The following is a 20,802-nucleotide window of genomic DNA, read 5'->3' on the forward strand; positions in this document are numbered from 1 at the left end:
ATTAATATTGGTTTTTAAATTTTAAGGATTGCCAATGGTGCCATATTCCCTAAAATCCGAGAAGATGTCCGTCAGAACCCGCCCTAAAATATTCTTAATAGACGATCATCCGATTGTTCGTTCCGGATTGGAATCCGAGATCAAAACTTCCGGAGATTATGAATATTGTGGCTCTGCTTCTTCCATAAAAGAAGGTACCAAAATTATGGGTTTTGCTAAACCGGATCTTCTTATCTGCGATGTTTCTCTCCAAGATGAGAACGGGATCAGGGAACTTGATTCTATCCGCAAAAAATTCCCGAATATGAAGATCGTATTTTTAACAATGCACAGAGATTGGTCTTATCTTCAGGACGCAATTTCAGCGGGTGCGGATGGTTATATTCTAAAAAGCGATTCGATGGAATCCATTATGGCCTCCATTAAAAAAGTATTAAATAGAGGCAAAGTATTCCCTGGAGAGATCGCAAACTTCAGTTATGACGAAAAACATATCAGAGAAGTAGTCGAGATCGTTAAAAAGCTCACTAAAAGAGAAAGTCAGATCCTGAACTTTCTCTCCAAGGGAAAATTAAACCGAGAAATCGCGGAAGAATTAAAACTAAGCGTTAGAACGGTCGAAGCTCATAGAGCATCTATTTTCAAGAAGTTAGAAGTGGAGAATATGGTAGAATTAACTAGGATTTTAGTCCAACTCAAATCCTTGGATCCAAATTAAGAACGAAGAAGAATTGTAAACCTAGTTCCCTTCCCCTCCTCCGAAGAAACAAGTATTTCTCCTCCATGAGCGGACACAATTTTGCGAATGATAGAAAGCCCGAGTCCCGTTCCATATGGCTTCTTACTTCCGAATCCTGAATCGAAAATATATTTTTCCATGTCTTTACTGAAACCTTCACCATTGTCTTCGAAGATCAAATAAACAACATTCTCTTCTTTTTCGATACGGATAGAAAAGATACCTTTCTCGTCGGTTGCCTCTGCAGCGTTTTTTGCCAGATTAAAGATCAATCTGCGAATACGAAGTGGGTCTAACCGGATACTTCCCTTTGCACTTATCTTAGAAACCAGTTTCATCTGAGTGGATTGGAAGAAGGTCCCTAAATCTTCAAAAATTTCCTTGAAGTAAGTTTTTATATCTATGTTCTGCAGATCCAAGATAATTCTATTTTTAGAAAAATCTAATATATCTAAGGTAAGATTCGTAAGCGCATCCACTTCCTTCTCTGCTTGAAAGAGAATATTACTTTTAGATTTACCTTTTTGAGAACCTATGTTTTTTAGATTTTGGCGGATCATTGCGATCGGATGACCCAAATCATGCACGATTTCTGCGGAAAGTTCTCCAATGATGGCAAGCTTCTCTCTATCCTGTCTTGCAATATTACGAACTGAAAATGCAAGTGCATCCGCAATTCCTCTCACCCAATCCACCTGAGAATCCTCAGAGTATCCTTCGAAAGGAAGATCAAAGATCAATTTGTAAAGCTGCTCATCCTGAACGGAGATGATCAGCCTATTATTTTGGATCATTGGTTTGGCAAGAGAAGAAGGGTCCAGACCTAAAAGATCCTGCACATCATATTTATAAACTTCTACAGTTTCCAAATTTCCTGAAGAAGAGATAGAATATCTTTTCCAAACCGAAGAATTCGGTTCTTCTAAATACACAAAAACCGTTTCTTCTTTCCCATTTTCATGAAGCATCTTTAAGACTGTATCCGCGGCCTTATCATAGGAAGAAGATTGCATGATCTCTCTCGTAGAAAACACAAGAGATTTCATTTTGGTTCCCAATATATCGGAACGTTTGAATGCCTCTGAGAAAATTTTGGAGATCAGAATGGAATACCCAAGTATCAGTGCAACTTCTCCATATTGGATTAAGTAAATACTTTTCCAAAACCCGAGAAAGAACATAATATCATTCAATGTGGCTAAACTGATCACTAAATAACCCGCAAATAGAATACGTCCGCCTTCTATTTTTCTTTTCAGACCGATTGAAAGCAGAACTATCCAAATGGGCATCGTGACCAAAGGCATGTACAATGCGATCGGAAGAAGTGTGAGAGTATAATATTTATTCGGAAAAAATAATACAATAAAGACCGCTACATAATAAGGAATACAGATGTATTGACCGAACCTTTTCCAGAAATCAGTCTTACAGTATCTATACAAAAAAGCGTATAGAGTAGGCCCGGATGCGTATACGCTGATATACTCCAAACGATTTGGAAGCTCCCAAGAAATTCCCTGCAAAAATTCGTATGCTAGTCTGGAATCCCCAATCGTTAAAGAACGGATCATGATCAGAAAACAATGGAATGCGAATAATATGTGAGCGGATTCGGTCCTTCTAAAAAAATAAAAGAATATATTATAAAAAGACATCGTGGCCGCGATTAACACCAAGGCCCATTCTATATCTCTTCGTTTCTGAATATTCTCTAAAACATTTTCCCATTCTCCTAATTGAATGGAATTCCAAACTCCTCCCCATCTGTTTTGAAAATTGGAAACATGGAATACCAACTCCAGATTTTCCGAATCAGGAACCAAAGAAATTTTTAACTCGTATTTTGCTTTCGCTTCTGATTCTGATTTTCCTAAAGAACCTACACTGGCGATCTTCTTTCCATTTGCATAAAGTATATAAGAAGTTCCTATATCAGGAATTTTGAGAGCGAATGTTTGTTTCCTTTCTCCAAGTTTTAATTTAATTCGATAGGTTGCGTAGCCATGGCCTGCGGAATTTGGATCCTTAGAATATTTTTCCGACCAAACAGAAGGGAGAGTTACTAATTTTTTTTTGGATTTGAATTTCGGATCGGAGAAGTCACCGGGTAAAATAAATTCTTCCCAATAAAATTCCCATTCTCCATCCAATGAAACGACCTTACCGTCTTTAAAAGAATGTTTGCTTAAATCCAATATTCCATTCTTCGCGGAAGAATGTTCCGAACCCGATCCGATGAAACCGCATTGAAAAATAAAGGAAGAGATTAGGAGGGCAAAGAAGGTAGTTTTTCCGAATCTCACACAGCAAATCTGAGTGGAATCTTGAAATCCGTAAATGCAAAACCTGTCGGTTATTCTAAAAATCCCTTGCCAGAGAATCTCGAATAAAAATCATGTCTCTTACCGGGCCTGTAGCTCAGTTGGTTAGAGCACGCGCTTGATAAGCGCGGGGTCATAAGTTCAAGTCTTATCAGGCCCAGGTAAAAACGGTTTAGAAAGAGTGGAGTCGGATTTCCGGCACTTCCAAACCGGTTCCAAATTCCACTCATCCCTGATAAAAGGGGCGTTAGCTCAGCTGGGAGAGCATCTGATTTGCATTCAGAAGGTCATCGGTTCGATCCCGATACGCTCCAATCTTCTTATTTTCCTTTCCTGAAAAAAGCTGGATATAAACTGATTCGAAGCAAGAATTCGGATCATGAAACTTTCCTTCTATAGATCCTTTCTAATCCCGGCGATTTCACTCATATTCTTCAGCATTTCCTGCGACGATATCCGACGTCTGCTAGTGGCCAATGTGGATGACATGGCAAAATACAAAGCAGAAGGAAAAGAATCTGGTTTGGTTGCTACCTTCAATCAAAACGACGAAAAAAGAAAGAAGATCAGTATCAGCCTTACCACTATCGGAAAAGGTTTCGAACAACCTGTGGACTTACTCATGATCCCTGGCCCGGATATTTTCTTAGTAGCGGAAAAGACCGGAGCACTTAAATGGTTGGACCCGAAAGACGGAAGTTCAGGTATATTATTAAAACTTGATGGAATTTCGACAGACTCCGAACAAGGACTACTTGGAGTAGTTCTACATCCTGAATTCCCGGAAAAACCACTTCTTTATTTAAACTATGTTGCTAAGAAAAATGGAGAAACGAGCAGAGTTTCAGAATGGACCATAGACCTTCCTAAAGATCCTAAAAAAGCAAAACTTTCCAAAGAGAGGATCTTAATGGAGGTTAAACAACCCTACGGAAATCATAACGCAGGACAATTGGCATTCGGAAAAGACGGTTTGTTATACATCGCTTGGGGAGACGGGGGATGGATGGGAGATCCGAAAGGTAACGGACAAAATCCCTCTACATTCTTAGGTTCTGTTCTAAGAGTTGACGTGAACTCTAAGGATCCAGGCAAAGAATATTCTGTGCCAAAAGATAATCCTTTCTTAAAAGATCCTTCTTTTAAACCGGAAACATTCGCTTACGGTTTCAGAAACCCTTGGAGATATTCTTTTGATCCATCCGGAAGATTGATCATTGCGGATGTTGGCCAAGATCTATTCGAAGAAATTGATATAGTAGAAGCTGGAAAAAATTACGGTTGGAACAAAATGGAAGCTACTCATTGTTTCGAACCTAAAACAGACTGCGATAAAAAAGGATTAACGGATCCAGTTTACGAATACGGAAGAGAAGATGGAAGCTCCATTACAGGTGGTTACGTAGTCACTAACGATCGTATTTCTGATCTTCATGGTAAATATGTATTCGGGGATTTCGTATCCGGTAGGCTCTGGGCAATCGATCTTCCGAAAGACGGAAGTCCGGTAAAAGAAGCCTACTCTCTAGGAAAATGGCCCGTATTAATTTCCAGTTTTGGAAAAGATGCAAGAGGGTCTGTTTATATCGCAGACTTTGGAGCAGGACAGATACTTAGGATTGATCCGGGAAAATAATGTATACTCCGGAACATTTTAAATTAGAAAATATTGATATAATCCATGAGATCATCGGCAAATACCCATTTGCCGTTTTGATCTCTACAAGCGGGGAAGGCCCTGAGGCAACTCATCTCCCTATCCTTCTTTCGAAAGACAAATCCAGTTTAGTCGGCCATATGGCTTCCGGAAATCCTCTTTTACAAGAGACCTCTCAAGTCTTATGCGTATTCCATGGACCTCATGCATATATTTCTCCGAGCTGGTACGAATCGGAACAAACTGTTCCGACTTGGAATTATCTCTCAGTACATGCCAAGGGTACATTACGTCTTTTAGATAAGGATAAAACCGAAAAAGTATTACAAGATTCCATTCAATATTTCGAATCAGGAAATTCAGGCTATAACTATCAATCTCCTAAACCGGAGATTAGAAATTCTCTTTTAGGTAAAATAAAAGGATTTGAGATCTATAATCTAAGCTATGAAGCAAAATTAAAACTCAGCCAAAATCATTCCTTGGAAAGAAGAAAAAGAGTGATAGATACTTTGGAACTTTCTGAACTAGACCAAGATATCGAATTGGCAGAATGGATGAGAAGGATAAACAATATCCAAAAATTTTAGTATCTGGAAGTGGAAAATTTCCACAGATCTATCTTACCTTGATTCTCTTTTATAAACTCCAGACTTTTTTCGGGATTTTCAAAGGTATAGATAGGGACCTTATCACAATAAGAGATCGAAATTGGTTCACCCAATTTTTTTCTTACGATCTTTTCATCCACACCATCTATGATCGCGAAAGTATAAGGTGGGTTTTCTCTTTCGAACCAGTTTAAATTATTCTGCCAATAGAATAACATTAGATCATATAGATAATCATCAGGTTCCAAAACTTTTTTGGAGAAGATCCTCATTGGCCTTACATACCAAAAACTGGCAACTCCCCTCTTCCAATGATGTTTGTCCGCAAGTTCGTCAAGACAGGCCAGCTTTGTTGGATAATGAGCCAGTCCAAGCCCCTTAGAATAAGAAGAATAAATCCCGAAAAGGATTCCTAAAAAACATAAACAACCAAATGTAAACTTCGCTATTGGAATATATGAAATCCTTAAAATACAAACTGCACTAATTCCTAAAAATCCAAGTAGGATCTCTCCGAAATATCGATCTATCCCTTGGATACCCGACTTTCCTGTTAGCCCAAAAATAAATCCATATAGCAAAAAAACAAAAGGAACTATAATTCCTAAAATTAAGAAAAGATGGATCGGCTTATTTAAATTTGCTCCTTCTTTCTTTTTTGGTAAAAACTTTAAAATACCAAATAAGAAAATGATCAGAACAAGATAGATCCAATTTTCCTTACATAAATAGTAGAAAGAATGAAAGAAGTTCTCCCATTTCCAACCAGCAATTGCCTCTCCTAATTTTTTAGGTGCTGCAGTTCCAGGAAATAAGACGAAACTGTTCTTGCGTAAAATTTGGAAAACGATCCTGGAAACTACAATTCCCAAAAATACGGGAAAGTACGTGTATACGATTTTTTGGAGTCTATGAACGGATCTTTCTTTAAATAACCAATCGAATAGATGTAAACTTAAGGCAGGAATCAGAAAGTATGGAATAAAAAGAAGATCACTTAAAGAGAATAAGAATACTGATCCGGCAACCAAAACAAAACTTTTTTTGGAGTTATATTCTTCCCAATGGAAAAAAAATCCCCAGGCCCAACATAAGACTACTAAATTCCCTCCATGGAATCCAGGTAAAAATACGAATAGATCTTGTTTAAATAAAATTAATATAATCCCTATCAAAAAACCGAACGATAAAACAAGACTGGATATTTCATAAGAAATTTTTTCTTTCGTGAACTTCTGTAAAAGAAATAAGATCCCGAACAAAAGAAAGATCCATTGAAATGCAGAGTAAGATAAATGGGTCAGTTCCCAGCCACCATTCTCAAGTGATAAAAAAATGGTTCTAAGTGCAAAATACTGAACCAAATCAGGGAAAAAATACAAGGCGGGGGTCCAGCCAAAACCCTTCAAAGATATTAAAAAGTTTGCTCCGGGTTTTAGAAAAAGTTCCTGGTAAATTACTGAAAAGAAAAGAGAATCAGAGTTATAAAAGAAGTCAGCGAGTCTTGGATCGACTGCCACTCTCCCTAAGGAGACGCAGAACCCTAAAAGGCCGAGTGCAGCCGTGATAAAAAAGAAAACTCGATTTTTTGTATTGAGTCCTTGCAAAAAATCCATCCAGCAGGAGTTTTCTTTTTAGATCAGAGCAGGCAAGCCGATTTCCAAATCTGTGAGAGTTATGAAAGGCCTATTATCTTTTGTCCCTAAATATTTTGATTGGTTGAACAATAATGCTCCACAAGGAGAGGCCGAAAAATATCCGGAAACAAATTCAGAATTCGAAAGTTCTATTCCCGGTATCTACATCTCCGGCGACCTAACAGGTATCCCTCTTCTAAAATACTCGGTGCAGAGTGGTGTTTCTGCGATCCGTAATATCCTACAAAAACCTAAAAAGAAAACAAAAGGTAATTTGGACGTTTTGATCATAGGTGCAGGACCTTCTGGAGTTGCCGCAGGAATTGAAGCAAAGAAGAACGGCTTGGACTTTCTTATCTTAGAGGCAAACCAACCTTTTCATATGATCACAAGTTATCCTAAGGGCAAACCGATCTTTGCAGAACCTTCCGAACTAGAAGTTGATTCTCCCATCCAGATCAAAGATACGACCAAGGAAGATCTTCTGGAATCCTTGGAATCTACATTAAAAAAACATAAACTTCCTATCTTAAATGGGGAGAGGGTAGAAACAATTCTTCCTTCCAAAGGATCCGATTCCGGGTTTAGTATCCAGACGGAATCTGGAAAAAAATTCCATTCTTCATATGTTCTACTCGCGATCGGAAAATCTGGGGACAGTAGACGTCTGGGAATTCCAGGAGAAGATCATGAAAACATTTTTCATAGACTGATAGACCCGCAGGACTTCCGAGGACAAAAAACTTTGGTGGTAGGAGGAGGAGACAGCGCGATCGAAGCAGCATTATCCTTAGTAGATGTTTCTTCTTCCGTTACCTTATCTTATAGAGAATCCGAAATTTCCAGACCAAAAGAAGAGAATAAACTTAAATTCCAAAAAGCAGTCCAAGAAAATAAGATCCAGTTTTTACCAAATTCAACTGTGGAAAAATTCGAATCCAAACAAGTTCTACTCAAACAAAGATCTAAAACAAGAAAAGAAAAAATAGATTCCTCCCTAGTGTTGATCGGTTCAGAAGCCCCACTCCCCTTTTTGAAAAAATTAGGGATAAAGATAAGAAACTCATTCAATTCTAAAGAAATACTTGGATTTGTTTCCTTATTTTCTTTTGCATTATTTTTATATTTCGGTAAGGCATCTTTTTACGCTTCTAATTGGTATTCTTGGGTGGCATTAGTTTCCGGAATCGTATTTGCAACTTCTTCCGTTCGATTTCTATTCTCCAAAGAGACATTCTCATCCTGGAGATGGAGAACATTCAAAAATCTTTATTTGATTTCTGCTGCATTATATTTCTCAGGAGTATACCTAAGCGCTAAATATATAGGATTCTATTTATTCGGGAAATATCCGAGCTTTCATTATACGGTTCTATATTCTACGACCATTTTATTTTTCGGGATCAGAAGGATCTGGGTCAGACCTACGCAGTATATAAAATTACAAACTATAACTTTAATCCTAATTCAGATATTTCCTCTCTTCTTATTGCCTGAGATCATTCTTCCTTTCTTGGGAGACAAGGGACTATTAGGTCCTTCTAATGGATTCTTGCTTACTCAGGTTTTTCCGGATGGGGCATATTGGAAAGCATACGGATTCATCCTTGCTTGGCCTTTAAATATGGGAGTTCTGTATGACGGAGGGATCACCACCTTCTGGTTAATTTATGGATTTCTAATGAGTTTCGGACTAATTCCATACCTTGTTTATAAATATGGAAAAGGTGCTTATTGTGGATGGATCTGTTCCTGTGGCGGTTTGGCGGAAACCCTAGGTGATGAATATAGAAACAGAATGCCTCATGGAAAATTTGCATACAAGCTTGAACATTCAGGCCAATGGATATTACTCATTGCAGCAATTCTCACCATTGCAAAACTGATCGGAAGTTCGGGGCAATTTTTCTGGCCCTTGGAATTTGGCGCAGACTCAGTCAAAGTATATTATGATTTAATTGTGGACCTGGGCCTTGGAGGAGTTGTAGGGGTCGGAGCCTATTTTATGTTCTCCGGTAGAATATGGTGCAGAATGTTCTGCCCACTTTCTGCACTCATGCATATCTACGCCAAGTTCAGCAAGTTCAGGATCTTCTCCGAGAAAAAAAGATGTATCTCTTGTAATATTTGCACTTCCGTTTGCCACCAAGGAATTGACGTGATGAATTATGCAAACAAGGGAAGGCCAATGGACAGCGTACAATGTGTCAGATGTTCTGCTTGCGTGGTGAATTGTCCCACTCAAGTTCTTTCTTTCGGAAATTTAGAAAAGAATGGACAGGTATTAGATAGATTAAAAGCAGTTTTATAAAAGTATCAGATTTTCTTCTTGTCAATTTATTGTACTAGGAGACAATCCCCTGCCTATGAGTTCGTTTCTTACGCATGTCCAAGATAGATTAAAAGTTTGCGGTCCATTATCTTATAAGAATATGTTCGGAGGTTTCGGGGTCTATTCCGGATCTCAAATTTTTGCAATGGTCATCAAAGACCGTTTGTATTTCAGAGTGGGACAATCCAACCAAGCAGAGTATGAATCTTCAGGAATGGCACCGTTTACCTATGCAGGTAAAGACGGAAAACTTGTCAGAGTCTCCTACTGGGAAGTTCCGGAAGAAGTGTTAGAAGATGATGAAGACCTTGTATTTTGGTTCAGAAAATCTTTGGCAGAAGCAAACAAAGCTTCTTCTTTAAAAAAGAAAACAGTTCCAAAGAAGAAGACCACAAAATTAAAAATCTCTTCTTCCAAGAAGGCAGTGGCAAAGAAAAAAGCGGCCCGCAAAAAATCTGTCAAACGTGTATCTAAAAAAGCCGCACCCAAACGTAAGGTTGCTGCGAAAAAGAAAAGAGCCGGCTCGCGTTAGAACTCCTACAAACTGAGAAATATCAACTCTCTTAGCCTTGGTCGGCCGGTAGTTTTTTCAATTTACTTTATTGAGCCGACTGTTACTCTGGAAGAATGAAATCGAGATCCTTGAAAGTTCTGGTGGCTTGTGCCTTACTTTCTATTCTCGTACCTGCATTTAATTGTGGTCCTTTTTGCGAAATCGAAGCGGGTGCTTCCGAATCTTCTCCCTGCCATCAGGATCAAAATAGGGACAGCGGACCTGTATGTGATTGGGATCTTGTTTCTATTAAAAAGGAAATAGAGGATTCCCGTTCCATTCTATCCTTTCCTGTCCAAGTTTTTGAACATTATAGAATTGGTTTGGAGAATCTAGTTCGTATTTCCTCTTTCTCCCCTTTCCAAATCGAATTCCAAAAACTTTCCAACTCGGAAACACTCACCCATCTCTCATTTATCAGAATTTTGATTTAGATCTCACATTATAATTTTCTGTTTTTATAATGTGAGGTTATTGTGCGTTTTTATTATATACTCGTATTCGCATCTTTTTTTGGAATATTATTCCTCCCTGCCCAGGCTTCGGAGAATGATACAGGAAAAGAATTAGACTTGAATTCCATCATGACGATCGCGGAGAAAAATTCTCCTTTGCTCACTGCGATCCATTCCGACTTAGAAAGCCTTTTTTATAGAAGGAGGCAGGAAGGTAAAACCCAGAATCCTTCCGTTTATATTGATTACGGTCAAAGGAAAGCCGCGGACGAATCCGGAGCAGAATATGCCGTCCAAATAGAGCAGCCTGTTTATTTTCCCGGAAGGAAGGAACTCAAACAACTCTTAGTAGATAATGATTCCAAGATCAAAGAAATCCAACAAATCGAAGCATTCAACTCAATCCGTCTGAGTTCAATCAAATTTGCTTATCGTTACTTGGTAGCGGCAGATAAAAAGAATCACGTCAAAGAAAGACTTAAAAGACTTTCTTTGATAGAAAGTTATATCAAAGCCAGACCTTTCTTCACTCCCCAGGCAAAAACGGATCTATTTATCATAGAGACCAAAATTTTAGCCCTACGAAAACATTTTAACGATCTGGAACTAGGGGCCGCAAAAGATTACGAATCCTTAAACTTATATTTAAGACAAGAATTCGTCCCGAATCTAAAAATCCCTTATTTCAGATCAGGAGTAAAATTCGATCGTAAGGACCTGGAAAAAAAAGCCGTATCTCAAAACCCTTCTATCCTTGCCGCCAAGGGAGAATTAGATAAAGCTCGGACAGAACTTAGATTGGCAAACTTAGAGAAATATCCGGATTATTCCATTACAAGTCAGATCGGAGAGGATAAGTCCGGAGTTGCGAACAGATTTTACGATTTTGGATTAAAGTTCAGAATTCCAGTTTGGGACCAATTCCAAAACAAAGTAGCTTCTGCCGAGACAAACATGAAATCAAAGCAAGATAGACTAATATATCAGGAAAATTTAATACAAACTTCCTTTAACCAATCATTCTTGGAATATGAACAATCCAAAATGAATCTAAAACTATATGATCTCACTCAGTTAGACCGGATAGATAGAGATCTGAACTTTGCCGATATGGAGTTCAAGCGGGGAAGGATCCAACTCATCAGTTATCTGGAATTGGAAAACCAGCTACACGAAACACATCATGCTGTTCTGGACGCCCAAATTTCCCATTTGGAAAGTCTTTTAAACCTGCTTTATATCACTAACGAAAAAGATATTTTAGGAGTAATGGGCAATGCTAGCCAGACTTTTGAATACCAGCCTAAATAACCCATTCCTATCCGTAGGACTGGTTTCGTTTTTATTAATATTCTCATTTTATACTTTAAACGAAGTCCCTATAGATGCGGTGCCGGACATCACCAATGTCCAAGTAATCGTCACAACTGACACCGGCTCCTTGGATCCGGAACAAGTGGAGAAAGTGATCACTTTTCCCTTGGAAACAGAACTTTTAGGCCTACCAAATCTAATAGATGTACGTTCCGTATCTAAATTCGGTTTATCTAATATATCTTTGATCTTCAAGGAAACCACGGATATTTATCAGGCAAGAGCTATGGTGGCGGAAAGAATCGCCAGCGCAAAGGAAAAACTTCCACCCGGTGCCACTCCTACAATCGTTCCAAACACTACAGGCCTCGGAGAGATCTTTTTCTATTCTGTGGAAGCTATTCCTGATTCCGAATTGGACAAACTTCCAGAAGAGAAAAAACTTTTGTTTTTAAGAACTGTTCAGGATTACGTGGTCCGCCCTCAGATCAAAGCAATGGTCCCGGGAATTGTGGAAGTGGATTCCAATGGAGGATACGAAAAAGAGATCCATATAGATGTGGATCCTAACAGAATGAAACGTTGGGGACTTTCTATCGATCAGATCATCAGAGATATTTCTACGATTGGAGAAAGTTTCGGTGGCGGATTCATAGAGAATTCAGGCAAAATTTCCATCGTAAGAGCTTATGGACTTAAAAGAAATCTGAACGAGATCTCTGCAATTTCCGTTAGAAGAACTCTCACGGGTGCCTCGGTAAAAGTTTCGGATATAGCTGATGTGAATGAACACGGCACACCAAGATTAGGAGGAGCAAGCTCTAACGGAAAAGAGATCGTATTAGGCACTGCGTTAATGTTAAAAGGAGAAAATAGTTACAAAGTAAACGAAGATCTCCACAAAGCAGTTTCAAATTTAAGTCTGCCTGAAAACGTTAGAGTAAGAATTTTATTAGAAAGATCCTTCTTGATACAATCCACCATCAAGACTGTCCTAAAAAACCTAGGAGAAGGTGCAATCCTAGTCATACTTACACTTTTTCTAATATTATTCAACTTAAGAGCTTCCCTGATCGTGGCATTGATCATACCGGGCTCTATGCTGCTTGCTTCCATTTGTATGAGATTTTTCGGGATCTCTGCCAATCTAATGAGTTTGGGAGCGATCGATTTCGGACTATTAGTGGACGCATCCATTGTTATCACTGAAAATGTTCTGTCTAAATTCGAGACTGGAAAATTTACAAGCAATGAAGAAAAACGTAAAGTTATCCTGGATTCTTCCCTAGAAGTTTTAAAGCCCGTATCTTTCGGGATATTAGTGATCATGTTAGTCTATGTCCCGATCCTTACTCTGGATGGGATACCAGGAAGAATGTTCCGACCTATGGCAGAAACAGTGCTTCTTGCATTGGGATTTAGTTTATTCTTAGCAGTGTTCCTTCTTCCTCCCCTTTTATACTTCTTCTTATCACCTAAAAATTTAGGAGCGCATAGCAAGAAGAAGGACAGTAAGATCATAAATTGGTACGCGGAAAAATTACCTAAGATCTTGGACCAACCTCGCAAGATCATTATATATTCATTAATATTCTTCGCAGTTACACTTCTTATCTATTTTAGAATGGGAACAGTATTCCTTCCAAAATTAACGGAAGGGGATCTGATGTTAGTCATTGTTCGAAACGGAAACACAGGACTGGAGGAAAGTTTAAAAGAACAGAAAGAATTAGAACTTTTTCTTGGGCAACTGCCTGAAGTGGAAAGTGTATTCTCCAGGATAGGAACAAGCTCGGTTGCAAACGATCCGATGGGTCCATTCAATGCGGACACATTCATCATTCTAAAAAAAGATATTCTTCCGAATCTTTTAGAAAAGAACACATGGGAAAAATTTCTAGATAAGATAGAAACAACTGTAAAAGAAAAATTCCCTGAATCAGAACTAACCCTAAGTCAACCATTAGAAGCGAGATTCAACGAACTACTTGAAGGAAGTAGAGCGGATATAAGTGTTCGGATCTTAGGAAAAGATCTTAACGTCTTATTACAACTCCAGGAAGAATTAAAAAACACGTTACAAAAGATCCCGGGAGCCGCAGAGGTAGAATTAGACCCTATCATGGCATTAAGAAAATCGAATGTAATCGATGTGATCCCTGATAGCAATAAACTCAAATACTATAATATCTCCTTACCTCTATTTAACTCCGTTTTAGAAAGTTCCATGAGTGGCTTTGAATTAGGAGGATTTTACGAAGAAGAAGTTAGATTCCCTATCAAGATCAGACTCTCTGAAGAATTCCGGAACAGAGAATCAGAAATTGGAGATATTAATGTAGGAACGGAAGATGGAGGAACTGTACCGATACGACTTTTAGCCTCTATCCAAAAAAGGGAGAAGGTCATGACAATTTCCAGAAATAAATCCAGAAGATTTGTCGCCGTTTCTGTAAACTTAAGAGGCCGAGATTTAGAAGGATTTTATAAGGAAGCAATCTCAGAAGTTTCTAAATTACAGATCCCTAATGGATATTCTATCTTCTGGGGAGGACAGATCGAAAATCTTTCCCAGGCAAAAGAGAAACTTTCCGTAATAATTCCCGCAACATTGTTTATGATATTTACCGTTCTATACTTAGGACTCAGATCTATTAAACAAGCATTGCTAGTATTCTTCTGTGTTCCATTCGCATTAACAGGAGGAATTTGGTTCCTTTTCCTTAGAGGAATGGACTTAAGTGTTTCTGCATTCGTAGGATGTATCGCCCTTTCGGGAATTGCGGTCTTGAACGGACTCGTTAAACTTTACACAATAGATCGAATCCGAGAAGAAAGTAGATTAAGTGTAAGAGAAGCAGTATTAGAAGGTGCAGTCAGCCGTATTCGCCCAGTAGTCATGACTGCGCTCGTCGCTTCTTTCGGATTTATTCCTATGGCATTCGGAACTGGATTAGGTGCGGAAGTTCAAAAACCTCTGGCCACTGTAGTGATCGGAGGAATTTTTTCTTCCACGATCCTAACCCTGGTATTAATGCCTGCGTTCTACTATTGGTTAGAAAAAGAATAAACCATGCTTATCATCCGACTGAGAGTTAACAACCGCAGCCGGATGATTTTCGAGCTCCTTTCTTCTTCTTAAAAGAAATCCAAAACCAAATTCCTGCAAAAACAATCCCAATCGCTGGCACCATATATCTTTCTAGATCCAAAAGATTTCCTAAAATTTCTGCAGAGACCCATCCGAAAAGTAAAGGAGCTAAACAAGATAAACATAAGATCCCAGCTAGCAAAACCGAAAGTTTGGTGAAAGATTTTACTTTGGCTGGAACTCCTTGATTCTCTTTTTTCCGATCCAAAAAGGCGGATCTGAAAAAATTTACCCCTTCTTTGCTAGAAGAGATCTGAATCATATGTCCATTCTGATTTTTCTCCAATTTGAATTCTAAAAATGGGCAACATTGGTGTTCTTTGGAAAACCATTCTGTTAATTCTTCTGCGGATAAGGAATGATCAAAATAAAGTTCTAATCCTTCTTCCGTTTCCAAAAATCCTTTAGCACGATCCAATACCTTTTCCGAATGAGAAATATGGGACCTTCTTTCCTCGTTCGTAAATACTGTTAAATCACAGGCTATAGGTGTTTCTTTTTTTGTTAACATAGTCAACCTCCTGACTGAAAACAGGTCCAATATACAGGTTGGAGTTAGGTCCAAGGTCAATAGCTGAGGCAAAAATTTTATGCAAGAAAACAGAAATTTTTTAATAGGTCAATTAGCGGAGAAGGTAGGTGTTTCAACGGATACTGTTCGTTATTATGAAAAAGAAGGACTGATCCGCTCTCATAGGCATACAAATAATTATAGGATCTATTCTGAATCAGATCTTAAAAAGTTGGGTTTTATCTCAGATGCTCAAGGCTCGGGATTTACTCTTAGAGAGATAAAGGAACTTTTATCCTTAATAGACGAAGGAAGAAGAGATTGTTCCGATTACGAAAGTGTTGCCAAACAAAAAATAAATGAGATCGATTCCAAGATCAGAGTTTTGGAAGAATATAAGAATTCTTTAAAGTCTTCTCTGGAATGTTGCAGTCCCGAAACAAAAGAATGTAAAAGCCTGCCATCTTTTTAGATCAGCTACATAGTTTAGAATGATTCCTGATAAGAAAAATAATTTACTAAGCTCGAATTTTTTGATTCAATAGAAATTTATTTCTATCTCGATTGTTATTTTAGATTACGGAGAAAAACGATGCTCTCTCGAATTTGCATTTCTTTTGTCATCTTTTCCATAATTATTGCATGTGATAAAGCAGATCCAATTGCTTTAGACGCTTCCAAATCACTACCAGGCTTAGCGGTAGATCTTAGTTTTTCTCAGATTATTTTCAGTACGCCACAATCACACCAAGGGACCTCTGATTATTGGCATTGCTCACTTTCTACCAACTGCCAAAACATATATAGCCTGAACCTAAACCAAGCGGATACTGTAACAGTCACAGTGAATTCAGTTACTGGTGACTCGGTTGTGCGACTGGCTTTATTTTCTGGTTCTACCTTAAATGGAACGAACTTGATTAACGGAGCTACAACCGACAGAGAATGTGGAGGACAGAACGTAAGCGATACAATTGCGATTTCTATCCCAAGTGCAGGACCTTATTCTTTAGCAGTAGGAAGAGACTGGGGAAATAGCGCAGACGCTAGCGGAACCTACGTGCTCACTCTTTCCTCCGCCTTGGTCAGTATGTCCGAATTTGCAAAAATATCTTCGAATACTCCGACTCAATCTTCCGGTTATAGTTGTCCTTAAATTACGCTGCGACAGCTTGCAATTTTTTCTTCAACACTGTAGCAGCCAAAGCATAACCACCGCCTGCTCCGTCTATAAAATGCACTTCTCGCTCTGTTCCTGCATGTAAAAGACAAGTCATTAAGGCCCTATCTGAGATATGAATTCCGAAATGTAATTTGCCCGCCTTCTCCGCTTCCTCCAAGCTGGACTCTAATTTTTTTCGATCGATAGTATCCGTTGCAAATACCATTTTGAAGGTTCCGTCGAATTTTCTAAAATCGGAAGAGATGATCTGATAGTTTTTCAATTTGTTTAGTTTATAATGAAATGCTTTTAAAGGTAGATTCCAGCGAATCGCAAGTTCAGCACCATACGTCTCGAACTTGATCTTCCAAAGATATAATTTTTTTAATATACTATTTCCTTTGGAAGAAGCCATCGCCTCCTTATTCAGAACGGAAGAAGAATGTTCTATTATCAAATTTTCCTCCCGCAATGGATGATATTCCCTTTCAGAACCATATAAAGAATCGATTAAGGACAATAGACCGGAAAGGGTTTTTGCTGCTTCTGAATCGGAATCCGAATTGATCTTTACGATGAGTGCGACCATTTCACCTTTCGGACTCTGTATATCCTTCCATCTACAAGTAAAACCGGAAAAATCAGCGCGAATATTTGGAATATAAGAATTATCTGTTAGATACTTGGAGTTAGGCTCCTTGATCTTGATCTCCGCATATGCCACACCGGTTCCGCCTAAAACAGCCTGAGTATAATGTTTAGAGATCCTAAGTTTGGCCATAGTCAGACTATAACCTGCTTCATAAATTGCGGAGACAGGCACAAATCCGATCCGGAGATCTAGTTTAAAGTAGTCTCGCACAAATTCTCTTGTATCCGCAAGGATATCCTGGATCTCATTTAATCGTGACCCTGGAAGTAAGATGGTCACTCCATCTCCCCCAAAGAAGAATGGAAACTCCATATCCTTAAGAAGATTTGTAATCCCCATTAAGGTCAGCCCCCCAGCCATATTCACATCCTTATATCTGCCTTCTAAAATCGCTTCAGTCGACTTTACTATGTCCGTAACGATCACAATCCAATCATCCGGGACCTTTCTATAATGTTTGCTATCAGTAACTTCTGAAAATTGGGAAATCTCAGGAAGATCCTTATAAAAGTTTGTGGTAGAATGTGAGAGGATATTCATCGAGTGGCCTACCGAACTTTGACTGTCTTTCCGCGCAAAAGGCAATGCTTTTTTCCAACTCGTAATATTTGATTTGGGAATAGTGGATGCAAAAGCTTTTCATAAAGGTTCGCATGGCAAAACCGCTGGAATCGGAACAAAATAGAATGAAGGCTACAGAAGAAAGCGAATCCAGAATAATTACTTCTTTCTCAGATCTACAAGAAAGGATCTTGGAAAAAGGTAAGGAATTATTTCGTTTAAGTGATTCCTTTGAAGATGGTTTTTTTAGCACATACAGATTATTCTCCAAAAGTCTTTTGTTTTTGGAAAACCGCCCACTTTTAAAACTACAGGCGTTCAGATTTGCCGATCTATTCCCTAGCCTAAGTTCTCTTTCATCTATCTCCCGTTATATCCGGATCTATTTTGTTGAAACTCCAACAGAACTTCCTAAATGGATCTTGTTATTTCTTTCCGTATTTCTATCCAATCGACTCAGTTCCGCATTTGTAGCATTAGGCGCTAAGATAGGGATCCAACTCACTGCAAAATTTTTTATTTTAGGCAGGACCTACGGTTCTGATCGTAAAAAGATCTTAAGCAGATACAAAAATGGGATCTGCTCCACAATAGACATATTGGGAGAAGCTGTGCTCTCCGAAAAAGAAGCGGAACGTTATACCTCAGAATATCTAGTTTTATTGGAAGAAATTTCCAAGGATAAAGAACTTTTCGAAATACGTAACTCCAAATTTCCAGGAGAGCCTACCGGGAACGTTTCAGTAAAATGTTCTTCTTTGTATTCTCAATTAGATCCTCTTGCACATGAATCTTCCGTAACTCATCTAATAGAGAAGTTAAGGCCAATCCTTAAATCTGCTGTTTCTAAAAATATTTTTATCAATCTGGATATGGAGCAGTATGAGACCAAGGATATCATTATGGACACTGCATTCCGGATCTTTGCAGATCCTGAATTCCAAGACTATCCTCATTTCGGGATCGTGGTCCAAGCATATCTCAAAACTTCTCAAAAAGATCTGCAAAAGGTAATCGAATATTCTAAAAAACGAAAGTATCCTCTGACTGTTCGTTTGGTAAAAGGCGCTTATTGGGAATATGAAATGACCCAGGCTGCCCAGAAAGGATGGGAGCCCCCGGTTTTTCTCATTAAATCCGACACGGATAGAAATTATGAAGAATGTTCAGTGCTCTTACTCAAGTCTTACCCTCATATTCGACCTGCATTCGGTTCTCATAATATTAGAAGTCTTTCTTCCGCATTTGTAAGAGCTGCCGAGAATTCAGTCCCGGAAAATTTTTTCGAAGTACAGATGTTATATGGAATGGGCAATTCCTATAAGCAAGCAATTCGAAGTTTAGGAATTTCAGTGAGAGAATATTCTCCAATCGGCGAAGTAATCCCTGGTATGGCCTACTTAGTAAGAAGGTTACTCGAAAATTCCACCAACGAAGGCTTTCTGAAAAACATCAATGCGAATAGTAAAGATAGGGAGCGATTATTGTATTTGGAGAATCCAAAATTAAAATGAACTATCATCATAATTCCAATTTTCAAAATGAAACCCTAAGAGATTTTTCGAGAGAAGAAGAAAGATCCATTTTAAACAAAGGATTTGTTTCTATCCGAAAAGAATTTCCAATACAAGTGTATCCTATTATCTCCGGAAAAACAAAAAAATCTTCTTTGATTGTTCCGACTCAAAATCCGGCAAATACATCGGAAAAAATCGCAGATATACATTATGCTTCCATAAAGGATGCGGAAGAAGCAACAAAATACTCAGTCCAATTTTTTGAAACTTGGAAAAGCACGAAGCCAGATATCAGAATTGGATTCTTAAAAAAAGCGGCAAACATTCTACGCTCACAAAAAGCAGAGCTGACCGCATTGATATCTTTAGAAGTAGGAAAAGGGATCAAGGACATAGATGCGGAAATAGCAGAGGCAATCGATTTCTGTGAATTTTATGCGAAAGAAGCAGAGAATATTTTTCAACCCAGAAAAAGAGACCTATTGGGAGAAGAGAATATTTATACATATATACCAAGAGGAGTCACCTTGGTAGTAGCTCCCTGGAACTTTCCCTTAGCAATCCTTTGTGGAATGACGGTGGCTCCTTTAGTCGCCGGAAATCCAGTCATCATGAAACCCGCAGAACAATCTTCTGCAATTGCATTCAAACTTTTTAATATATTAATAGAAGCCGGCATTCCTTCATCTGCACTTCATTTTTTACCCGGAAAAGGAGAAGAGATCGGGGCTTATTTAGTAAAACATCCTGAAATCCATACGATCAATTTTACGGGCTCCAGAGCAGTCGGATTAGGAATGATCAGAGAGGCAGCTTCTCAAAATCTAAAATTTGTGAAAAAAGTAGTCGCTGAGATGGGAGGCAAAAATGCTTTGATCGTGGACGAAGACGCGGACCTGGATGAGGCAGTGATAGCATCCATACAATCCGCATTCGGATTCCAAGGACAAAAATGCAGCGCACTTTCTCGTATTATACTTTTGGAATCTAAATATGATACTTTCAAAAATAGATTTATAGATGCTCTACAATCTTTGAAACCAGGATTACCGGAAGATCCATCCGTAAAAGTTGGCCCGGTAATAGATTCTGAATCGAAAACAAGATTGGATGGAATCGCTTCGCAGTTTACCTCTAAAATCCTAAGCAAACTTAAAATAGAAGAAGGCCAAAAACATTCAGGCCATTTCGTAGAACCTATCGTTTTTGAAAGTGAGGACCCTAGTTCTCCTTTAGGGCAAACGGAATTTTTTGGACCTTACGTTACCTTATTCAAAGCTAAAAATTTTGAAGACGCAATGAAAATAGCGAATAACGTAGACTATGCTCTCACCGGAGGAATCTTCTCCAGAAATCCAAAGAATATACAATACGCGAAAGAAAAATTCGAAGTTGGGAACTTATATATTAATAGAGGCATCACTGGAGCTGTAGTAGATAGACAACCATTCGGCGGTTATAAACTTTCAGGGGTGGGAGCAAAGGCAGGCGGCCCTGATTATCTAAAACAATTTTTGGAACCAATTAGCATCACTGAGAATACGATGCGCAGAGGGTTTATTCCGGAAACTTAGGAACTTCTTCTTTTTTTCTTGATTCTATTAATAAGATACCCTCCAATTAGGA

General features: G+C 38.6%; 16 protein-coding genes and 2 tRNA genes. 14 read left to right on the forward strand and 4 right to left on the reverse strand.

Annotated features, from left to right (window positions below; genetic code table 11):
- The first annotated feature begins 34 nt into the window (after positions 1-34).
- The gene (locus tag EHO65_RS06700; RefSeq protein WP_425269331.1) at positions 35-718 is read left to right on the forward strand and encodes a response regulator; all 684 of its coding nucleotides are present in this window, start codon (positions 35-37) and stop codon (positions 716-718) included.
- Here the strand turns inward: EHO65_RS06700 and EHO65_RS06705 are convergent.
- A complete protein-coding gene (locus tag EHO65_RS06705; RefSeq protein ID WP_135773357.1) occupies positions 715-3,045 on the reverse strand; it encodes a sensor histidine kinase in 2,331 nt (776 codons plus the stop codon). The two genes, EHO65_RS06700 and EHO65_RS06705, sit on opposite strands and share 4 nt — an antisense overlap.
- Positions 3,046-3,149: 104 nt before the next feature.
- Here EHO65_RS06705 and EHO65_RS06710 point away from each other — a divergent pair.
- The 4 genes from EHO65_RS06710 to EHO65_RS06725 all read left to right on the forward strand — a co-directional run bounded on the left by EHO65_RS06710 (position 3,150) and on the right by EHO65_RS06725 (position 5,310).
- Positions 3,150-3,223: transfer RNA gene (locus EHO65_RS06710), tRNA-Ile, on the forward strand.
- 81 nt (positions 3,224-3,304) lie between these two features.
- Positions 3,305-3,377: transfer RNA gene (locus EHO65_RS06715), tRNA-Ala, on the forward strand.
- A 65-nt stretch (positions 3,378-3,442) separates the two neighbouring features.
- Positions 3,443-4,699, forward strand: coding sequence for a PQQ-dependent sugar dehydrogenase (locus EHO65_RS06720; protein ID WP_135773358.1), 1,257 nt, complete (start codon positions 3,443-3,445; stop codon positions 4,697-4,699).
- Entirely contained in the window at positions 4,699-5,310 is a 612-nt protein-coding gene (locus EHO65_RS06725; RefSeq protein WP_135773359.1) for an FMN-binding negative transcriptional regulator, read from the forward strand. Before EHO65_RS06720 ends, EHO65_RS06725 begins: the two co-directional genes overlap by 1 nt.
- Here the strand turns inward: EHO65_RS06725 and EHO65_RS06730 are convergent.
- Entirely contained in the window at positions 5,307-6,851 is a 1,545-nt protein-coding gene (locus EHO65_RS06730; RefSeq protein WP_244243459.1) for a hypothetical protein, read from the reverse strand. The two genes, EHO65_RS06725 and EHO65_RS06730, sit on opposite strands and share 4 nt — an antisense overlap.
- Positions 6,852-7,008: 157 nt before the next feature.
- Between EHO65_RS06730 and EHO65_RS06735 the strand changes: the two genes are divergently transcribed.
- The 5 genes from EHO65_RS06735 (at position 7,009) to EHO65_RS06755 (ending at position 14,692) form a co-directional block, all read left to right on the forward strand.
- Positions 7,009-9,279, forward strand: a complete 2,271-nt coding sequence (locus tag EHO65_RS06735) for an NAD(P)-binding domain-containing protein (RefSeq protein ID WP_135773361.1) — start codon at positions 7,009-7,011, stop codon at positions 9,277-9,279.
- A gap of 55 nt (positions 9,280-9,334) precedes the next feature.
- On the forward strand, positions 9,335-9,832 hold the full coding sequence (locus EHO65_RS06740; protein ID WP_135773362.1) for a TfoX/Sxy family protein: 498 nt from the start codon (positions 9,335-9,337) through the stop codon (positions 9,830-9,832).
- A 95-nt stretch (positions 9,833-9,927) separates the two neighbouring features.
- Complete coding sequence (locus EHO65_RS06745) at positions 9,928-10,287, forward strand: hypothetical protein (protein WP_244243460.1); 360 nt, start codon at positions 9,928-9,930, stop codon at positions 10,285-10,287.
- Positions 10,288-10,329: 42 nt separating this feature from the next.
- Positions 10,330-11,619: a TolC family protein gene (locus EHO65_RS06750; protein ID WP_167482012.1), complete on the forward strand. Its 1,290-nt coding sequence runs from the start codon at positions 10,330-10,332 to the stop codon at positions 11,617-11,619.
- Positions 11,585-14,692, forward strand: coding sequence for an efflux RND transporter permease subunit (locus EHO65_RS06755; RefSeq protein WP_135773363.1), 3,108 nt, complete (start codon positions 11,585-11,587; stop codon positions 14,690-14,692). The genes EHO65_RS06750 and EHO65_RS06755 overlap by 35 nt, the downstream gene beginning before the upstream one ends.
- 25 nt (positions 14,693-14,717) lie before the next feature.
- Here EHO65_RS06755 and EHO65_RS06760 read toward each other — a convergent pair whose 3' ends face one another.
- Positions 14,718-15,284, reverse strand: a complete 567-nt coding sequence (locus tag EHO65_RS06760; RefSeq protein WP_135773364.1) for a hypothetical protein — start codon at positions 15,282-15,284, stop codon at positions 14,718-14,720.
- Positions 15,285-15,363: 79 nt separating this feature from the next.
- On the opposite strand from EHO65_RS06760, the gene EHO65_RS06765 reads away from it, so the two are divergent.
- Complete coding sequence (locus EHO65_RS06765; protein WP_135773365.1) at positions 15,364-15,756, forward strand: MerR family transcriptional regulator; 393 nt, start codon at positions 15,364-15,366, stop codon at positions 15,754-15,756.
- Between the two features lie 120 nt (positions 15,757-15,876).
- Complete coding sequence (locus EHO65_RS06770) at positions 15,877-16,440, forward strand: hypothetical protein (RefSeq protein ID WP_208744005.1); 564 nt, start codon at positions 15,877-15,879, stop codon at positions 16,438-16,440.
- Between the two features lies 1 nt (position 16,441).
- On the opposite strand, the gene EHO65_RS06775 is transcribed toward EHO65_RS06770, so the two are convergent.
- Positions 16,442-17,638 carry a DUF3095 domain-containing protein gene (locus tag EHO65_RS06775; RefSeq protein WP_135773366.1) on the reverse strand — a complete coding sequence of 399 codons (1,197 nt, stop codon included), beginning with the start codon at positions 17,636-17,638 and terminating at the stop codon, positions 16,442-16,444.
- Positions 17,639-17,751: 113 nt separating this feature from the next.
- Between EHO65_RS06775 and EHO65_RS06780 the strand changes: the two genes are divergently transcribed.
- Together EHO65_RS06780 and EHO65_RS06785 are read left to right on the forward strand one after the other, a co-directional pair.
- Positions 17,752-19,173 (forward strand): proline dehydrogenase family protein, encoded by a 1,422-nt coding sequence (locus tag EHO65_RS06780; protein ID WP_244243461.1) that lies wholly within the window; start codon positions 17,752-17,754, stop codon positions 19,171-19,173.
- Entirely contained in the window at positions 19,170-20,750 is a 1,581-nt protein-coding gene (locus tag EHO65_RS06785) for an aldehyde dehydrogenase family protein (protein ID WP_135773367.1), read from the forward strand. Before EHO65_RS06780 ends, EHO65_RS06785 begins: the two co-directional genes overlap by 4 nt.
- The last annotated feature ends 52 nt before the right edge of the window (positions 20,751-20,802 follow it).

This window comes from Leptospira andrefontaineae, from assembly GCF_004770105.1.
Classification (GTDB): Bacteria; Spirochaetota; Leptospiria; order Leptospirales; family Leptospiraceae; genus Leptospira_B; species Leptospira_B andrefontaineae.